The sequence below is a fragment of the Mesorhizobium sp. C268A genome (assembly GCF_040324475.1).
In the GTDB taxonomy this organism is placed as follows: Bacteria; Pseudomonadota; Alphaproteobacteria; order Rhizobiales; family Rhizobiaceae; genus Mesorhizobium.
Genome location: NZ_JAMYVX010000001.1, coordinates 2,376,177 through 2,390,349, shown reverse-complemented (window position 1 = coordinate 2,390,349; position 14,173 = coordinate 2,376,177). Strand labels below are relative to the sequence as shown.

13 protein-coding genes and 5 pseudogenes are annotated in these 14,173 nt (G+C 58.8%); 13 read left to right on the top strand and 5 right to left on the bottom strand.

All coding sequences use genetic code 11. The features are described 5' to 3' along the window. The first annotated feature begins 12 nt into the window (after positions 1-12). The 9 genes and pseudogenes from NKL06_RS11575 to doeA all read left to right on the top strand — a co-directional run bounded on the left by NKL06_RS11575 (position 13) and on the right by doeA (position 5,720). Positions 13-1,155, top strand: a complete 1,143-nt coding sequence (locus NKL06_RS11575; RefSeq protein WP_031210832.1) for a M20 family metallopeptidase — start codon at positions 13-15, stop codon at positions 1,153-1,155. Positions 1,156-1,498: 343 nt separating this feature from the next. Beyond that, complete coding sequence (locus tag NKL06_RS11570; protein ID WP_348625515.1) at positions 1,499-1,708, top strand: transposase; 210 nt, start codon at positions 1,499-1,501, stop codon at positions 1,706-1,708. Beyond that, on the top strand, positions 1,654-1,803 hold the full coding sequence (locus NKL06_RS11565; protein WP_023695023.1) for a hypothetical protein: 150 nt from the start codon (positions 1,654-1,656) through the stop codon (positions 1,801-1,803). The genes NKL06_RS11570 and NKL06_RS11565 overlap by 55 nt, the downstream gene beginning before the upstream one ends. Continuing rightward, complete coding sequence (gene tnpB / locus NKL06_RS11560; RefSeq protein ID WP_084567766.1) at positions 1,803-1,973, top strand: IS66 family insertion sequence element accessory protein TnpB; 171 nt, start codon at positions 1,803-1,805, stop codon at positions 1,971-1,973. Before NKL06_RS11565 ends, tnpB (NKL06_RS11560) begins: the two co-directional genes overlap by 1 nt. Continuing rightward, a complete protein-coding gene (tnpB, locus tag NKL06_RS11555; RefSeq protein ID WP_023695022.1) occupies positions 1,918-2,070 on the top strand; it encodes an IS66 family insertion sequence element accessory protein TnpB in 153 nt (50 codons plus the stop codon). The genes tnpB (NKL06_RS11560) and tnpB (NKL06_RS11555) overlap by 56 nt, the downstream gene beginning before the upstream one ends. A gap of 21 nt (positions 2,071-2,091) precedes the next feature. Next, positions 2,092-2,292, top strand: a pseudogene (locus tag NKL06_RS11550) (IS66 family transposase); the annotation flags it as partial. A gap of 121 nt (positions 2,293-2,413) precedes the next feature. Then, positions 2,414-3,592 (top strand): M24 family metallopeptidase, encoded by a 1,179-nt coding sequence (locus NKL06_RS11545; protein ID WP_023695021.1) that lies wholly within the window; start codon positions 2,414-2,416, stop codon positions 3,590-3,592. Positions 3,593-3,717: 125 nt separating this feature from the next. Next, positions 3,718-4,226 (top strand): annotated as a pseudogene (locus tag NKL06_RS11540) (M20/M25/M40 family metallo-hydrolase); the annotation flags it as partial. Positions 4,227-4,538: 312 nt separating this feature from the next. Continuing rightward, a complete protein-coding gene (gene doeA, locus NKL06_RS11535) occupies positions 4,539-5,720 on the top strand; it encodes an ectoine hydrolase DoeA (protein ID WP_352580293.1) in 1,182 nt (393 codons plus the stop codon). 407 nt (positions 5,721-6,127) lie between these two features. Here doeA and ehuA read toward each other — a convergent pair whose 3' ends face one another. The 5 genes from ehuA to NKL06_RS11510 all read right to left on the bottom strand — a co-directional run bounded on the left by ehuA (position 6,128) and on the right by NKL06_RS11510 (position 10,814). Further along, positions 6,128-6,904, bottom strand: coding sequence for an ectoine/hydroxyectoine ABC transporter ATP-binding protein EhuA (gene ehuA, locus NKL06_RS11530; RefSeq protein ID WP_032999122.1), 777 nt, complete (start codon positions 6,902-6,904; stop codon positions 6,128-6,130). A 103-nt stretch (positions 6,905-7,007) separates the two neighbouring features. Further along, on the bottom strand, positions 7,008-7,676 hold the full coding sequence (gene ehuD / locus NKL06_RS11525) for an ectoine/hydroxyectoine ABC transporter permease subunit EhuD (protein WP_023695054.1): 669 nt from the start codon (positions 7,674-7,676) through the stop codon (positions 7,008-7,010). Further along, positions 7,673-8,344, bottom strand: a complete 672-nt coding sequence (gene ehuC / locus NKL06_RS11520) for an ectoine/hydroxyectoine ABC transporter permease subunit EhuC (protein WP_031210846.1) — start codon at positions 8,342-8,344, stop codon at positions 7,673-7,675. Before ehuC ends, ehuD begins: the two co-directional genes overlap by 4 nt. A 78-nt stretch (positions 8,345-8,422) precedes the next feature. After that, positions 8,423-9,286: an ectoine/hydroxyectoine ABC transporter substrate-binding protein EhuB gene (gene ehuB / locus NKL06_RS11515; protein WP_352580291.1), complete on the bottom strand. Its 864-nt coding sequence runs from the start codon at positions 9,284-9,286 to the stop codon at positions 8,423-8,425. 355 nt (positions 9,287-9,641) lie between these two features. Then, positions 9,642-10,814, bottom strand: coding sequence for an amidohydrolase (locus NKL06_RS11510; protein WP_023694938.1), 1,173 nt, complete (start codon positions 10,812-10,814; stop codon positions 9,642-9,644). Between the two features lie 1,247 nt (positions 10,815-12,061). Here NKL06_RS11510 and NKL06_RS32735 point away from each other — a divergent pair. From NKL06_RS32735 to NKL06_RS11490, 4 genes and pseudogenes are all read left to right on the top strand, one after another. Next, positions 12,062-12,178: pseudogene (locus NKL06_RS32735) on the top strand (NAD(P)-binding protein); the annotation flags it as partial. A gap of 1 nt (position 12,179) precedes the next feature. Further along, a pseudogene (locus NKL06_RS11500) lies at positions 12,180-12,338 on the top strand (IS110 family transposase); the annotation flags it as partial. A 519-nt stretch (positions 12,339-12,857) separates the two neighbouring features. Beyond that, positions 12,858-13,618 (top strand): annotated as a pseudogene (locus NKL06_RS11495) (transposase). 203 nt (positions 13,619-13,821) lie between these two features. Further along, the gene (locus tag NKL06_RS11490; RefSeq protein ID WP_084567763.1) at positions 13,822-14,136 is read left to right on the top strand and encodes a GMC family oxidoreductase N-terminal domain-containing protein; all 315 of its coding nucleotides are present in this window, start codon (positions 13,822-13,824) and stop codon (positions 14,134-14,136) included. Positions 14,137-14,173 lie beyond the last annotated feature (37 nt).

The following is a 14,173-nucleotide window of genomic DNA, read 5'->3' as shown; positions in this document are numbered from 1 at the left end:
ACAGGAGAGTCTATGTCATCGCGTACCGCAGATACCGTCGCGCTTCTCAAGGATCTGGTCAAGATTGAGAGCGTGAACCCTTCGCTTTCGTGCACGGGCAGCGGAGAGCGGCGGGTAGCTGAATATCTCGAGGGGTTTTGCACGAAAAGAAACCTGCAGTATGAACTCCAACACGTTGTTGACGGCCGCTCGAACTTCCTGATCTCAGTTCCAGGCAGAGATCCTGACAGGCGCGTTCTTTTTATCGCCCATATGGACACGGTGCCAACCGACAATTGGGCCTCGGACCCTTTTCTGGCTGTGGAGAAGGATGGCCGAATCTACGGTCGAGGCAGTTGTGACACAAAGGGTTCGCTTTCGGCGATGTTGATGGCCCTCACTACCTTAGGAGACCGCCAACCTAACGCTACAATTGTCGTTGCAGCTAGCATCGATGAAGAGCACCGCAAGATCGGCGCCCGCGCTATCGCGTTGTCCGGTACGTCGTATGAGGCTGCGGTGGTTGGTGAACCGACAGAACTAGAGCTTGTGGTCGCTCACAAAGGTTCAGTCCGCTGGCAGATCGAGGTGCAGGGGGTCCCTGCCCATACCTCGAAGCCTCACCTCGGCGTGAATGCAATAACCGGTATGGCAAAGGTTATATTGGCGCTCGACGAACACGGTCAAGATCTTTCCTCCCGGACGCAACCCTTGGTCAGTCCCCCAACTTTGACGGTAAGTCTTATTGAAGGCGGGTTGGAACTTACGACAGTTCCTCCATCATGTCGCATCTGGATCGATCGGCGAATCGTTCCAGGAGAGCGTCCCGGGCAGGCATTGCAAGAAGTAGAAGACATATTGCAGGGGTTGCGAGATCGCGAACGCATTGGGGTCCGATCCGTACTACCCGCGTTGGAAGACCCGGCTCCGAACAGTTCCGAGTCTAGCAAAATTGCAGCGGTGGCAGCGGCGGCATGTGCCAATGTTGCCGGGACCGGAAGATATATTGGCGTGCCATATGGAACAGATGCCAGCCAGCTCTCACTTGCGGGAATTCCGTGCATTGTTTTGGGACCTGGGAGTATTGATCGCGCCCACACGAACAATGAATTTGTTGAATTGGATCAACTGGCGAAGGCGGTTGATATCTATCAACAGATAATGCTCAGTTACTAAGGCGATTGAACGATCCCGGTTACTTCCAAGGCGATCGCTTGGACCTACGGTGCTAAGAGGCCCGCGCCAATTCCGGCCAGCCACTTGCTTTTCTCGCCTAGAAATGTCGCACACACTGTAAAAGTGTTGCTACTCGCGCAGGCCTCCCAGAAGCCACTGTTTAGCTGTGCGTTGCTGCCACAGAACGAAACCGTTGGGCGGGTGGCTCTCAAGAAATTTAAGCAGAACCTTCGAACGCCTCCGGCGAGGGCCGCCTTGCGCGAGCATGGCACGATAGCGAGGCTGCGCTCTTAAGGTCGTCCTTACGAGCGTAGTTAGCAGGACAGCATGAGCCATGTGACGTATTGACGGGGCGGAGCGTCGTCGTCGTTGGAGTGAAGGGGATCAGCGCCGGATACTGGCCGCGGCATTCGTGCCCGGGGCCACAGTGGCGGCGGTGGCGCGTCAGTACGATGTCGCCACCGGCCTGATCTTAAGTGGCGCCGCACCGAAGTTGTCGTGGTTCCCGATGAGCCTGTCGCCGCTTCGGTGCCGGAGGCGCCACCAGTCGTGATCGAGTTGGAGGTCGCAGGCAAGGTGCGGCTGCGGATTCCGGTGACCACACCGCCGACACTGGCGGCGGCGAGGGTGAAGGCGCTGGGTGTTTGATGGTCCCGGTTCCGAGCCAGGTGCGGATCTGGTTGGCGGTCGGTCGGACCGATATGCGTCGCGGGATGCAAGGCCTCGCTCTGCAGGTTCAGGAGACATTGGGCCGGGACCCGCATGCCCGGCGATCTTTATGTCTTCCGCGGCCGCACCGGCAATCTGATCAAGATTAACTGGCATGATGGGCTCGGCGTGTCGCTGTATGCAAAACGGCTCGAGAAGGGCGGGCTTCTATGGTCATCGCCGGCGGACGGCACGGTTTCCATATGACCGGCGCAGCTTCCGGACGATATCGGAGAGCTGAGAGCAGCGCTGACGGCGGCCCTGGCCAGAGCCGAAGACGGGGCCGCGCGCGCTGCGCTGGTGGAGGCCGAACTGGCACTCGCCAGGGCCAAGGCATCGGATGATGCGGCGCTGATCGCACATCAGGATCTGACGATCCGGAAGCTGCAGCGGGCGCTGCATGGTCAGAGTTCTGAACGCTCAGCCCGCCCGCGCGTTTCCGCCGCAGTTTGCAGATTTCCTGCGTGAGACCGCTAGAGATCGCCGACAGAACGACTGCGATCCCTGCTACGGTCGAGCCACTCAACGTTCCTTTCGTGAGGGTGGCTGAATGAAAGTTCCGGGCATGAACAGTGCTGCTGTTCAAAAAGATCTCGCATTTCCGATCGAAGAATTCCAACGGCGGCTCAAAATTGTTCGTCAAAAGATGGCGGAAAGAGCCTTGGACTTGCTGGTGGTGAGCACCCCAGAAAATATCTACTATATGAGCGGCTATCACACTGTAGGGTATTTCAGCAGTCAGTTTCTACTTGTTCCAATTTCTGGTGATTTATTTCATATATCGCGCGGCATCGAAGAGACAAATGTTAAGGTGTTATCGTGGATTGAGCAGTCGACCAGCTATATGGATGACGAGGCGCCGGTCGAGCTTCTTGCCGCCACTATACGGGAGATGGGCTACTCAAATGCGGTCATTGGTATCGAGAAGATTAGCTGGTTTCTGTCGATCGTCGACTACGAGCGACTTAAAGAAGTGCTCGGTGACGCGAATTTCCAGGACGGATCCTTGACGGTTGAAGCTTCGCGCGTTGTTAAGTCAGATCTGGAGTTGGAATATATTCGCCATGCTGCTCGTATTGCTGAGGCCGGCATGGAGGTCGGCCTCGATCAGATTCATGCTGGAGCTAACGAGAACGACATCGCGGCAGAGATCCAGCGGACGGTAACCAAATTGGGAAGCGAATACCCGGGGTTGCCTGTGTTTGTCTCCTCAGGGGTGCGTACCAGCCAAGCTCATGCCACGTGGGCTGGAAGGAAAGTTCTCGAGGGTGACCCCGTCCTTCTGGAAATATCGGGGTGCGTGCGGCGCTACAGCGCTGCGCTCATGCGCTTAGCCGTGGTTAAGCCAGCAAATCGCGAATTGGAGCGGATGGAAGAGGTGTCACGCAAGGCACTTGAAAAGATGATGGACGCCATACGGCCTGGTAGGCCGTTAGGGGAAGTTTGGAATGTATGGTCGACTACGGTCACTGACGGCGGCTACGAAGGCCGCTTCAAGCGGACTGGCTACTCTATAGGCATCAATTTTCCGCCTGATTGGGGCGAAGGTTACATCCTATCTTTCAAGCGCGGAGAAACCCGCGTTCTGCGTCCTAACATGACATTTCATATTCCATCTCTTGTGAAAGTGTTCGGCTTCGCCGACGCAGGCACGAGCGAAACTGTCCGCGTGACCGAAACAGGTTGTGAGGTACTCACGAATTTTGGGCGTCAACTTTATGTCCGGTAGCGAAATTCAGTTCAGGACCGATTGATCACAGCCAGAAGACCACGGTGCCGGCCATATGGATGGTCGAGGAAAATGCGCGCGCCTTAGGCGAGCTGGATAGACCAACAATAAGAAAGGAAACTCCCATGCCTATCGTCAATCGCGTCGCCGACCTGCTCCCTGACATCGTGTCCTGGCGCCGCGACATTCATGCACATCCTGAACTGGGCTTTGACGTCAACCGGACCTCGGCAATCGTTGCAGAACGTCTGCGCCAATTGGCTGCGACCAGGTCGTGTCCGGCGTTGGCAAGACCGGCGTCGTCGGTGTCATCACAGGGAAGATGGCCACAACCAACGACCACGCAAAGGTCATCGGTTTGCGCGCTGACATGGGTGCGCTGCCGATCGAGGAAAAGACCAATCTACCTTATGCCTCCAAGAATAAGGGCTTCATGCATGCATGCGGTCACGACGGCCACACCGCGATGCTGCTGGGTGCGGCGCGCTATCTTGCCGAGACTCGGAACTTTGCCGGAGCGGCTGTCTTGATCTTTCAACCCGCGGAAGAGATCGGTATGGGTGCGAGCGCGATGCTTGAGGACGACCTGATCGGGCGCTTCGGTATTGAACAGGTCTGTGGCATGGCTAACGGCGATAGTGCTGGCTTGCATCACGCTGCGTATATTTCAACGACGATGCGATTCAGTATGGGACATCGTACTGGATCAAGCTCGCAGAGAACACGCTCGCGGCTTAAGGCGTGGCGGGACGAGCTATAATTCTTCTGTACCTGCCAATCCAGTCCTCGGTCAGCGCCTTAAGAGAACAGTGTTGTTGTTTTCCGCGCGGCCCTCGATAGAGGAAGAGGAGCTAGGGGGTGCGGAATCCGCTGAAATGCCGCCGAGCAGGTCGTCATGTGACCTGACTCGCGACAATTAAGTCCGCCGGAATCCCGGGAGCCAACAATGGTCGCCACAAAATTGAATTTCAGCCTGGAAGAATATCGAACGCGGCTTAGCAAAACTCGTTCTGAGATGCAGAAACGCGGTATTGACATCCTCATCCTTAGCGAACCTGCGAACATGGCTTGGCTGACCGGCTATGATGGTTGGTCCTTCTACAACCACCAAGCGGTCATCGTTCCCCCAGAGGGGGACCCCATAGTGTGGGTTCGTTCTTCAGATGAATTTGGCGCTAAGCGCACGGTCTATTTTTCGGACGAAAATGTCGTCAGCTATGCGGACAAATACGTCCAGACGCCTATTTGTCATCCGATGGAAGATCTTTGCAAAGTGCTTGTCGACCGCAATCTCGACAAGGGCGTCATCGGCCTTGAGAAGGACAATTACTATCTGTCCGCGACCGCCTTTGAAACTTTGGTCGCAGGGCTGCCGAGCGCCAAATTCATCGATGCGACGGTGCTGGTGAACTGGCAGAGAGCGATCAAGAGTCCCCAGGAACTCCAGTACATGCGCAAGGCGGGACAGATCGTGACCCTGATGCATGAGCGCATATTGGAAAAGATTGAACCGGGTATGCGCAAGTGTGACCTCGTTGCAGACATTTACGATGCTGCGATTCGCGGAACACACGATTTTGGAGGGGACTACCCATCCATCGTACCTATGCTTCCATCAGGCACCGATTTATCCGCGTGCCATTTCACGTGGGACGATCAGCCTCTTCGCAACAACGAAGGAATCTATTTCGAAATTGCTGGCGTCTACAAGCGCTATCATGTCCCGCTCTGTCGGACATATTGCCTTGGCAAAGTGCCACAACACTTCTTGGATGCGGAGAAGGTCACACTGGAGGGAATGGAAGCAGGCCTCGAGGCTGCGAAGCCAGGCGCAACTTGCGAGGACTGGGCCGTGGCATTCTTCAATGTCCTTGAGAAATATGGGGTGGAGAAGATTACTCGAGCCGGCTATCCAGTCGGGCTATCTTACCCTCCAGATTGGGGTGAACACACGATGAGCTTGCGGCGAGGGGACAGGACCGTGCTCCAGCCAGGCATGATTTTCCACTTCATGAGTGGTTTCTGGTACGACGACTTTGGATTCGAAATCACCGAAACCGTCCTCATCACCCCTAATGGAAATGAGTGCCTGTCGAAGGTACCCAGGAAGCTTTTCGTCAAAGACTAGCGGCTGCACTAATCGAGCCGCCGCTCCAAGCGGGGGGGGCAGCGCTTATAGCCACACTAGACCAACCGAGTTGTACGGATCTATAGCACGTCATGTTCCCCAAGTCCGTCGATGAGAGTGCTCTCGGAGCTTCGTCCCGGCAGACCCGATTAACCTGGGCCAGGACACAGCGGGCTCGCGCATGAAGAGCCTGTTGCGCAATTGGGACGGAGACTTGGGATGAGCGAAGGAGAGGTCCATTGGCTGCGCGGTCAAGTCTCGCACGTCCGGAATCTCGCCGAATTAAATCCAAAAAAATCGCGCCCTCCTGTTGTCAGAACCTCCGTCAGTATCGCATACTGCACAAGAGTTTTTCTAGTCATGTGCGATTCCCCTATTACAAAGGGGAGGCAACGCGCCGCGTAGACCTACCTTGCCTCCAGAACGGCACTGAGGAACTGCCGGGTCCGCTCGTTCTGCGGATTGCCGAAGAGCTGGTCGGGCGGGCCCTGTTCGGCAATCTTGCCGCCATAAAAGAAGCAGACGCGGTCGGAGAACTCCTTGGCGAAGCCCATCTGGTGCGTGACCATCAGCATGGTGAGGTCATGCTCGGCGCCGAGCTTACGGATGACGTTAAGCACTTCCCCGACGAGCTCCGGATCGAGCGCCGATGTCACCTCGTCGAACAGCATCACCTTGGGCCGCATGGCCAGCGCCCGAGCGATCGCCACGCGCTGCTTCTGGCCGCCGGAGAGCTGGATCGGGAAATGGTTCTTCTTGTCGCCGAGCCCCACCATATCGAGCAGCTCCGCCGCTCGGGCCTCAGCTTCCTGCTTGGAGAGCCCAAGCACCGAGACCGGCGCCTCCATGCAGTTCTGCAGCGCGGTCATGTGCGGGAACAGGTTGAAGTGCTGGAACACCATGCCAATCTTGCCGCGTACGCGCCTCAGATGACGCTCGCTCGCCGGCACCATCTGGCCGTTCTTCTGCATGTGCGTGAGCGGCTCCCCGTCGGCCCAGATCACCCCCCCGTTAATGCGCTCCAGCGTCATCAGCATGCGCAGCACAGTGGTCTTGCCCGAGCCGGAGGGGCCGATGATGCACACCTTCTCGTTGCGGGCAATGTCGAGATTGAGGTCGTCCAGCACTGTCAGCGTGCCGTAGCGCTTTGCGACGTTCTCGAAACGGACCATGGGTTCGCTCATGATTTTCTCGTTGAGCGCAATGTCGAGATTGAGTTCCTCGAGCACGCTATAGCGCGTCGTGACGTTCTCCAAGCGGACTATGGTTTCGCTCATGGCGGACCTCCTACTGCAGATGGTAACGGCGGCTGAGCCAGAAGCTCACCGACTGCACAATCGCGGAAGCGACCAGGCTGAACACGAGGTAGAAAAGGCCGGCCATGGTGATCGCCTCGACGTAGCGATAATTGTCACTTCCGAAGTTCTTCGCCTGCTGCAGCATCTCGAGGATCGCGATGGCCGCCAGGATTGGCGTGTCCTTGAACATGCCGATGAAGTAGTTGCCCAGGGCGGGCACGATGGGCGGGATCGCCTGCGGCAGAATGATGGCGCGCCAGGACCGCGTCCGCGACAGGTTGAGCGCCGTGCAGGCCTCCCATTGGCCCCCTTCCACGTTCTCGATACCGCCGCGGTAGCACTCCGAGCAATAAGCGGCGTAATGGATGCCGAGCACGCCGATGCCAACTGTCCAGGCAGGGATGACGATGCCGAACTGCGGTCCGACGAAATAGACGAAGAACACCTGCAGCAGCAGCGGCGTGGAGCGGATGAACTCTACGATCTCCGCCATCGCTGTGGAGATGTAGCGGTTCGGCGACTGGCGGATCAGCGCGAAGACCAGGCCCAGCACCAGCGCGATCGCGAAGCCGAGCAGCGTGGCCTCAACCGTGACAATCGCGCCTCGATAGAGATACGGGAACGCCTCCCAGACATAGGACCAGTCCCAGAGGCTCATGCCTGCGCCTCCCGCACGAAGCCACGCGAGAAGCGGCGTTCCAGCCGGCGCACGAAGGGCGTGATGAGGGCGCGCGCGATGACGTAATAGCCGAACAGAGCCACCGCGAAGAACAGCAGGTAGTTGCCGGTGGCGTCGGCTGCCAGCTTGGAGGCGGTGGTGAGCTCGGTAATGGTGATGAAGAAGATAAGCGAGGTACTCTTAAGCAGATCGATCAGCAGGTTGCCCCAGGCGGGCAGCATGGCGCGGATCGCCTGCGGCAGGAAGATACGCCGCATCGCGGTGAGCCGCGGCAAGTTGAGGGCAATGCTCGCTTCATACTGGCCGCGGTCGACGCCCTGGATAGCGGCGCGGACCAGCTCGGCGCCGTAACCGGATACATTCATGCCGATACCGAAGATTGCGACGGTCCAGGGTGACAACGCGACCCCGAAGATAGGCAGCACAAAGAACCACCAGTAGACCTGCACCAGCATCGACGTTCCGCGGAAGAATTCGATATAGGCGATGCCGAACCAGCGCAGCGGCCAAAGTGGCGAGATCCGGATCAGGCCGACGATCAGCCCCAGGACGATCGCTACCAGAGATGCCGCGAGGGTCACGACGAGGGTGATCATGACGCCCTTGGCGAGCGCCGCCACGCTGAAGCCGAGCGCGACGTCGCTCATGTCCTTCCCCCGCTGGGCGCTCCCCGGCCAGGGCCGGGGAGGTGGTGAGGCGCATGGATGGCAATTCCCGGCCTGGCTTCAACGCTTGCAGAGCTCGGCGGCCGTGGTGCCGTCCGGGAGGGTGGCTTTGGTGTAGCCGTATTTGCCGACCGATGCCATCATCTCGTCCGAACCGATATAGTCTTTCAGCACGGCATTAAAGGCGTCGACCTCCGCCTGCTGGTTGGGCAGGAAGGCGAGACCCGAATAATAGCTGTTACCTGCCGGGACCAGCTCGACGCTGTCGTCTTTGTCAGTGAACTCCTTCATAGTGAAGTAAGCGCCCGAACCCGCTGCCGCGCGGCCGGCCTTCACCGCCTGCAGGATTTCCGCCGGGCCGGCGACCTGCATGATCTTGTCGTCGGGGACGCCGAGTTTGCGCATGAGCTCGATTTCGCTGTAGCCCGCGCCGGTGACGAAGGTGAGGCCCTTGTCGTGTACATCCTGATAGGAGTGCAGTCCTTCCGGATTGCCAGCCGGAACAATCAGCGCGTCGGTGGCCTTCACGATTGGTTCGGTGAACAGCACGTTCCGACAGCGCTCCGGCAGGATGTACATGCCGCCCGTGATGATGTCGAAGCGACCAGCTTGCAGGCCGGGGATGAGCGAGCCCCATTCGGTGACGACCGGCTCGACCTTGGTCGTGCCCAGCTTCTTCAGTATATCGATCGTCATCGCATTGACAAAGCCGAGCGGCTCATTGTTTTCGCCAGGATAGGCCCAGGGAACCTCGTTGGAGAAGCCGATCCGGACCGCCTCTCCGTTCTTGATCTTATCCAGCAGCGACTGCGCCGAAGCCGACCCGGCAAACGAGGCGATTGCCATCGCTGTTATGCCGAGTGCGGCAATTCCCCTCAGGATTGCACGTCCATTCCTGTTTTTGAGGTGTTTCCACTTGTCCATCTGTAGTTCCTCCCAGCTCACGTTCTTGTTTCGCCGCTAGTCCCACGAGTATCTGAGACGACATTCAGCTCCACGCGCTCGCATAAATCATGATGCGGCAGTTCCACTTGTCATGCGGTTTCGGATTCGCGCCGCGATAACCCTTGAGGTTCCAGCCCAATGTTGATACGGGCCGCCCAGTGCCCGCTTCGTGAAGGTAGCATCATAAATCGGCTGCTTTTCGCGAACTATCCCCTCCGAACGCATAAAACCGGCGTTTTCTTGCTGTGGGCGCATAAGGCCGACCATTGGCGGGAGTGGGAGATTGCACTCTACGGTAATCAACGAAAATTGTGAGATATCTGCTTGGCACACCTCAAGCCACGAGCGTGTTCTCTACCAACTTGATCCAGAACGATGTCCCGTACTGGATCGCGTCGTCGTTGAAATTATAGGCAGGATGATGCAAGCCGGCGCTGTCCCCATTCCCGCACCAGACGAAGGCACCCGGTCGCGCCTGCGCCATGTAGGAGAAATCTTCCCCACCCAATACGGGCGGCGTCTCAAACACGTTGTCTTCACCGGCCACGTCCTTCGCCGCTCTGATCGCAAGCTCGGTCTGCATGGCATGATTGAAAACAACGGCATCGCTGGTTTGGATAGTAAGGTCGATCTTGGCGCCGGTTACCTGGGCGATGCCCGCGACCACCTCGCGCATCCGCCTTTTGACAAGCTGACGCACCTCCGGCCTCAGCGTGCGCATGCTGCCTCGCAGCTCCGCTGTCTGCGCAATTACTCTCTGCGTGGTGCCGGAATGGAATTCGTGGAACGAAATCCCCGCCGATTCCAAGGGATCGACATTCTGCGCCACGATTTGCTGTAGGGCCGTGATAAGCTGCGCGGCGACTAGGATCGAGTCGATGCATTGATGCGGCGTCCCGGGATGGCCACCGCGGCCTTCGATTCTGATCTCGATGCCGTCCGTCGCCGCCAGCACCGGGCCTTGCCGGATCCCAAAGGAACCAATCGGCAAGCCTGGAAGAGTGTGCATGCCATAGACCTGTTCGATTCCGAAGCGCTCCATCAGGCCATCCTCGATCATCGCGACCGCGCCCGTACCGACCTCTTCCGCAGGTTGGAAGATCAGGACTGCCGTGCCAGCAACATTCCGAGTTTCGGCAAGGTAGCGCGCCGCGCCCAACAGCATCGCGGTGTGGCCATCATGACCGCAGGCATGCATGACGCCCTTGTTCTTGGAGGCATAGGGCAAATCGGTTGCTTCCTCGATCGGCAGCGCATCCATGTCAGCGCGCAAACCGATGACCTTGAGGTTGCCGTTGCTCACGGCCCGCTTGCCCCTGATGACGCCGACTACGCCGGTCTTGCCAACGCCGGTCACGATCTGGTCGCAGCCAAATTCGCGCAGGCGCTCCGCCACGAAGGCCGAAGTGCGCTGGACGTCAAAGCCCATTTCGGGATGTGCGTGGATGTCGCGGCGCCAGGCCATGATCTCAGGGAGAAGTTCGGCGACGCGACTGACGATGGGCATGGGAGTTTCCTTTCTCGCGGTTGGAATAGGCTTGGTGCTGTCTCGCCTCATCGATGAGCGACCGCGTAGGACGAAAAGTCAATACTGAGAACTGCCTCATCGCCGCAGTCGCGGATGGACGACGCCGACAAAGTCGGCGCTGAGGACGGTGAGCGACACAAGGCCCGGCCACAGCACCAGTTGCGGGTAGGCATGCACATATTCGATCCCGTCATAAAGCAGCCGTCCTCAGGTCGGGAATCCCGCGCAAAGCCGAGCCGAAGAAACGACAACACGCCTTCCATGATAATGGCCGTGGCGATGCCGAGAGTGGTCGAGACCGGGATCGGCGACAGGACGGCTTCCGTCTTCGACCGGGTTCGTACCTGTGGACCAGTGAACTGCACTTTGTAAATCAGACCAAGGGTTTCGAATATGCCGCTCAAGCCCTGGATAAATGCCTTCTTGGCACTCGTGGCAAGGTCGGGCCCGTGCAATGAATGCTTGCAGCATAAATGGACCGCTTTGCGCGAATTATTCCCTATCAACGCAGGAAATCGGCGTGCTCTCGTTCTTTGCGCATATAGCCGACGATTTGCGGGTGGCAGATAGGAGATTCCTCGGTAGTCATTGGAACGATCACTCGCACAGCAAAGGATGCGCTGCCTTGTTGGCAGGCGGCAAGTCGCTTACGTCAATGTTTCTGTTTCGGTTGTATTGGGTCGGGCGATCGATGACCGCAGGCAAGAATGACGGCGCCGCATCTCCGCCGTCATCGCACGCTTGCGGGTTTCTTTATCAAGCACGACCTGCTGGTGCTGCAGTCATTCCCGCGCCGTGGACGGGCCCTTGCCTCAAACGCGTCTGCCCGTTCCTGTTGATCACCGTCGGCCGACGAATCTCCTACTTCCCATCAGCAAATCGTCAGTTTCTGCCGCATGCTATGGGAAAACGCGGTTTCCTGCGTTGATAGGGAATAATTCACGCAAGGCGGCCCATTCATGCTTCTACTTTCGCGAAGCGGGCACTTGAGCGTCCGACCCAAAAATAGCGAAGCCGACATCACGCGGCTAGTCCGGTGAGGAAATAATGATCACTGAACACCGCATATCGGTTGATGGTGTCGCGACATCTTATTGCGAGAACTGAGCCGCTGAGCCAATTGCATTCTCTGCATCTACGCGTGCTCTGCACCGAATAACCCGTGCAGATCATTCTCACACTACTTCTCCCAATCTGGGCTTCAAATAAGATCTGCGGAGCAAATTTTGCAGTACGACTACATCATTGTTGGCGGAGGTTCGTCCGGCTGTGTCCTCGCCAACGGCCTTTCCGCTGGTCACGCGCGGGTGCTGCTTATCGAAGCTGGACCAGACACGCACCCAGGCGACGGCCCACGAATGGGGGCGTGCGATCGGCCCGCTCGGGCATGCCGTCCGGCTCCTGCCGCCGGTCTATGTGAAGCCCTTTGTAAAGCGGCACAAGAACGACGTGGCTGACGCGGAGGCGCAATGCCGGACGATATTCTTGACGGCAATCCGACCCGAGCCTACTTCAACCCCCGATATCAATGGGCGGGCTTGGACGCCGCTCCCGTCGCGGGGGCCGCACCGGCTCTCTATGAGCAGGCGCGGGTAATAGGTGGCGGGTCGAGCATCAATGCAAGGTTGCCAACCGAGGCGCTCCAGCAGACTACGACGAATGGGACGCGGCCGGAGCGACCGGCTGGTCATGGCAGGACGTGCTGCCCTACTTCCGCGAGCTCGAGAGCGATGGCGACTTTGGCGGGGAGCTCCACGGGAAAGAAGGACCGTTACCAAGCTAGCCGAGTGGTCCGGCTTCATTCGTTCCATATGCCGATCGCATGAGACTGTGGGGCTTGTGTTTGGGCCGGATTTCAACGGGGCATACGGCGACGGTATTCTACCGTTCCCTTGACCAACAAGGACGGCCAACGTGTCTCGGCTGCCATGGCCTAACTGACCGGCCAGGAGCGCACACGATCAAATCTGATGGAGTGGATGCCCCCTGCCGACGGCATCGCGATGACTAAGCAGAGAGGGCATCCATGAAGCAAGTACCATCATTGGGATCGATCTCGCAAAGCGCGTCTTCCAGGTTCACGGCCCGGCCAGTGACGGGAAGGTTGTCTTTCGCAAGAAGGTGTCGCGCTCGCAGTTGCTGCCGTTTCTGGCCGGACGGCCCGGTGCACGGTGGCGATCGCGGAAGCGGCCTCCAGGCCGACAATGCGCTTCGTGGCTGTCAAAACCGAGGAGCAACAGGCACGGTTGATGATCTTCCGCACGCGCGCCTCCTGGTGCGCCAGCGCACGGGTTGGTCGTCTCTATCTCCAGCAGATCGCCGTCTACAGCGAGAAGATTGCCGAGCTCGAGGAGACACTCCGTCGCGAGGCCGCGCGGAGCGAGACAACGGCGCGCTTGCAAACCATGCCCGGGGATCGGACCCATCACCGCCATAGCGATCGAGACGTATGCGCCGCCGCCCGAGATCTTTCGACGTGGCCGCGACTTCGCCGCCTAGCTTGGGCTCGTGCCTTTGCAGAATCCACGGGCGGGAAACAGAAGCTGGGTCGAACCTCGAAGACGGGGCAGCGTGACATTCGGCGCCTACTAATCGTGGGGGCGATGGCGGTTGTCCGATGGGCGGCTCGTAAGGGTCCGCCTGAAGGATCATGGCTGGCGCGCATGCTGGGCGCAAACCCCTATGCTGGTAACCATTGCACTTGGCCAACAAGATGGCGCGGTCGGCATGGGCCGCGGACGAAGAGGGAGAACTACCGGGATCCGGCGGTGGCATCAGCTTGATCAACGATCGAGCCGTCGCTCGCCGGTCCGTCGGGATGTGAGGAGGGCAGTGAACAGTAAGGGCAAATGATCGACACGATCTGGACCAGGAAAAGCAGTCAAGCCTAAGGAGCCACGAGCTCGCAAATCTGATCCGCACCTGATCCGCGCATCTCCATACAGGCCCGCGGGATGTGAAGCGCCGCAACAGCGAGGCCTGACACATGACCGCACCCGATGACGTGCCCTCGACGTTCAAAATCCCTTGCATCAACGGGGGCATCAGCGTCCTGCGCATCGTATTCGATGGGCGGAAGGCCACCGGCGTCCGTACTCGCAATGCCGGCGGCGATCCGCATTCTATCGGAAGGGAGATCATCCTTTGTGCTGGAGCCATTCACTCGCCCTCGATCCTGATGCGCTCGGGGTCGGTCCAGCGTAGCATCTGCGCGATCTCGGCATCGCGATCATGGGGGACGCGAAGGGGATCGGCAGCGGCTTGCCGGAGCATCCCGCCGTGCGGTTTCGGCCTATCTTAGGCCGGAGAACCGGATGTAGCCTGACGTTTCCGGTCAC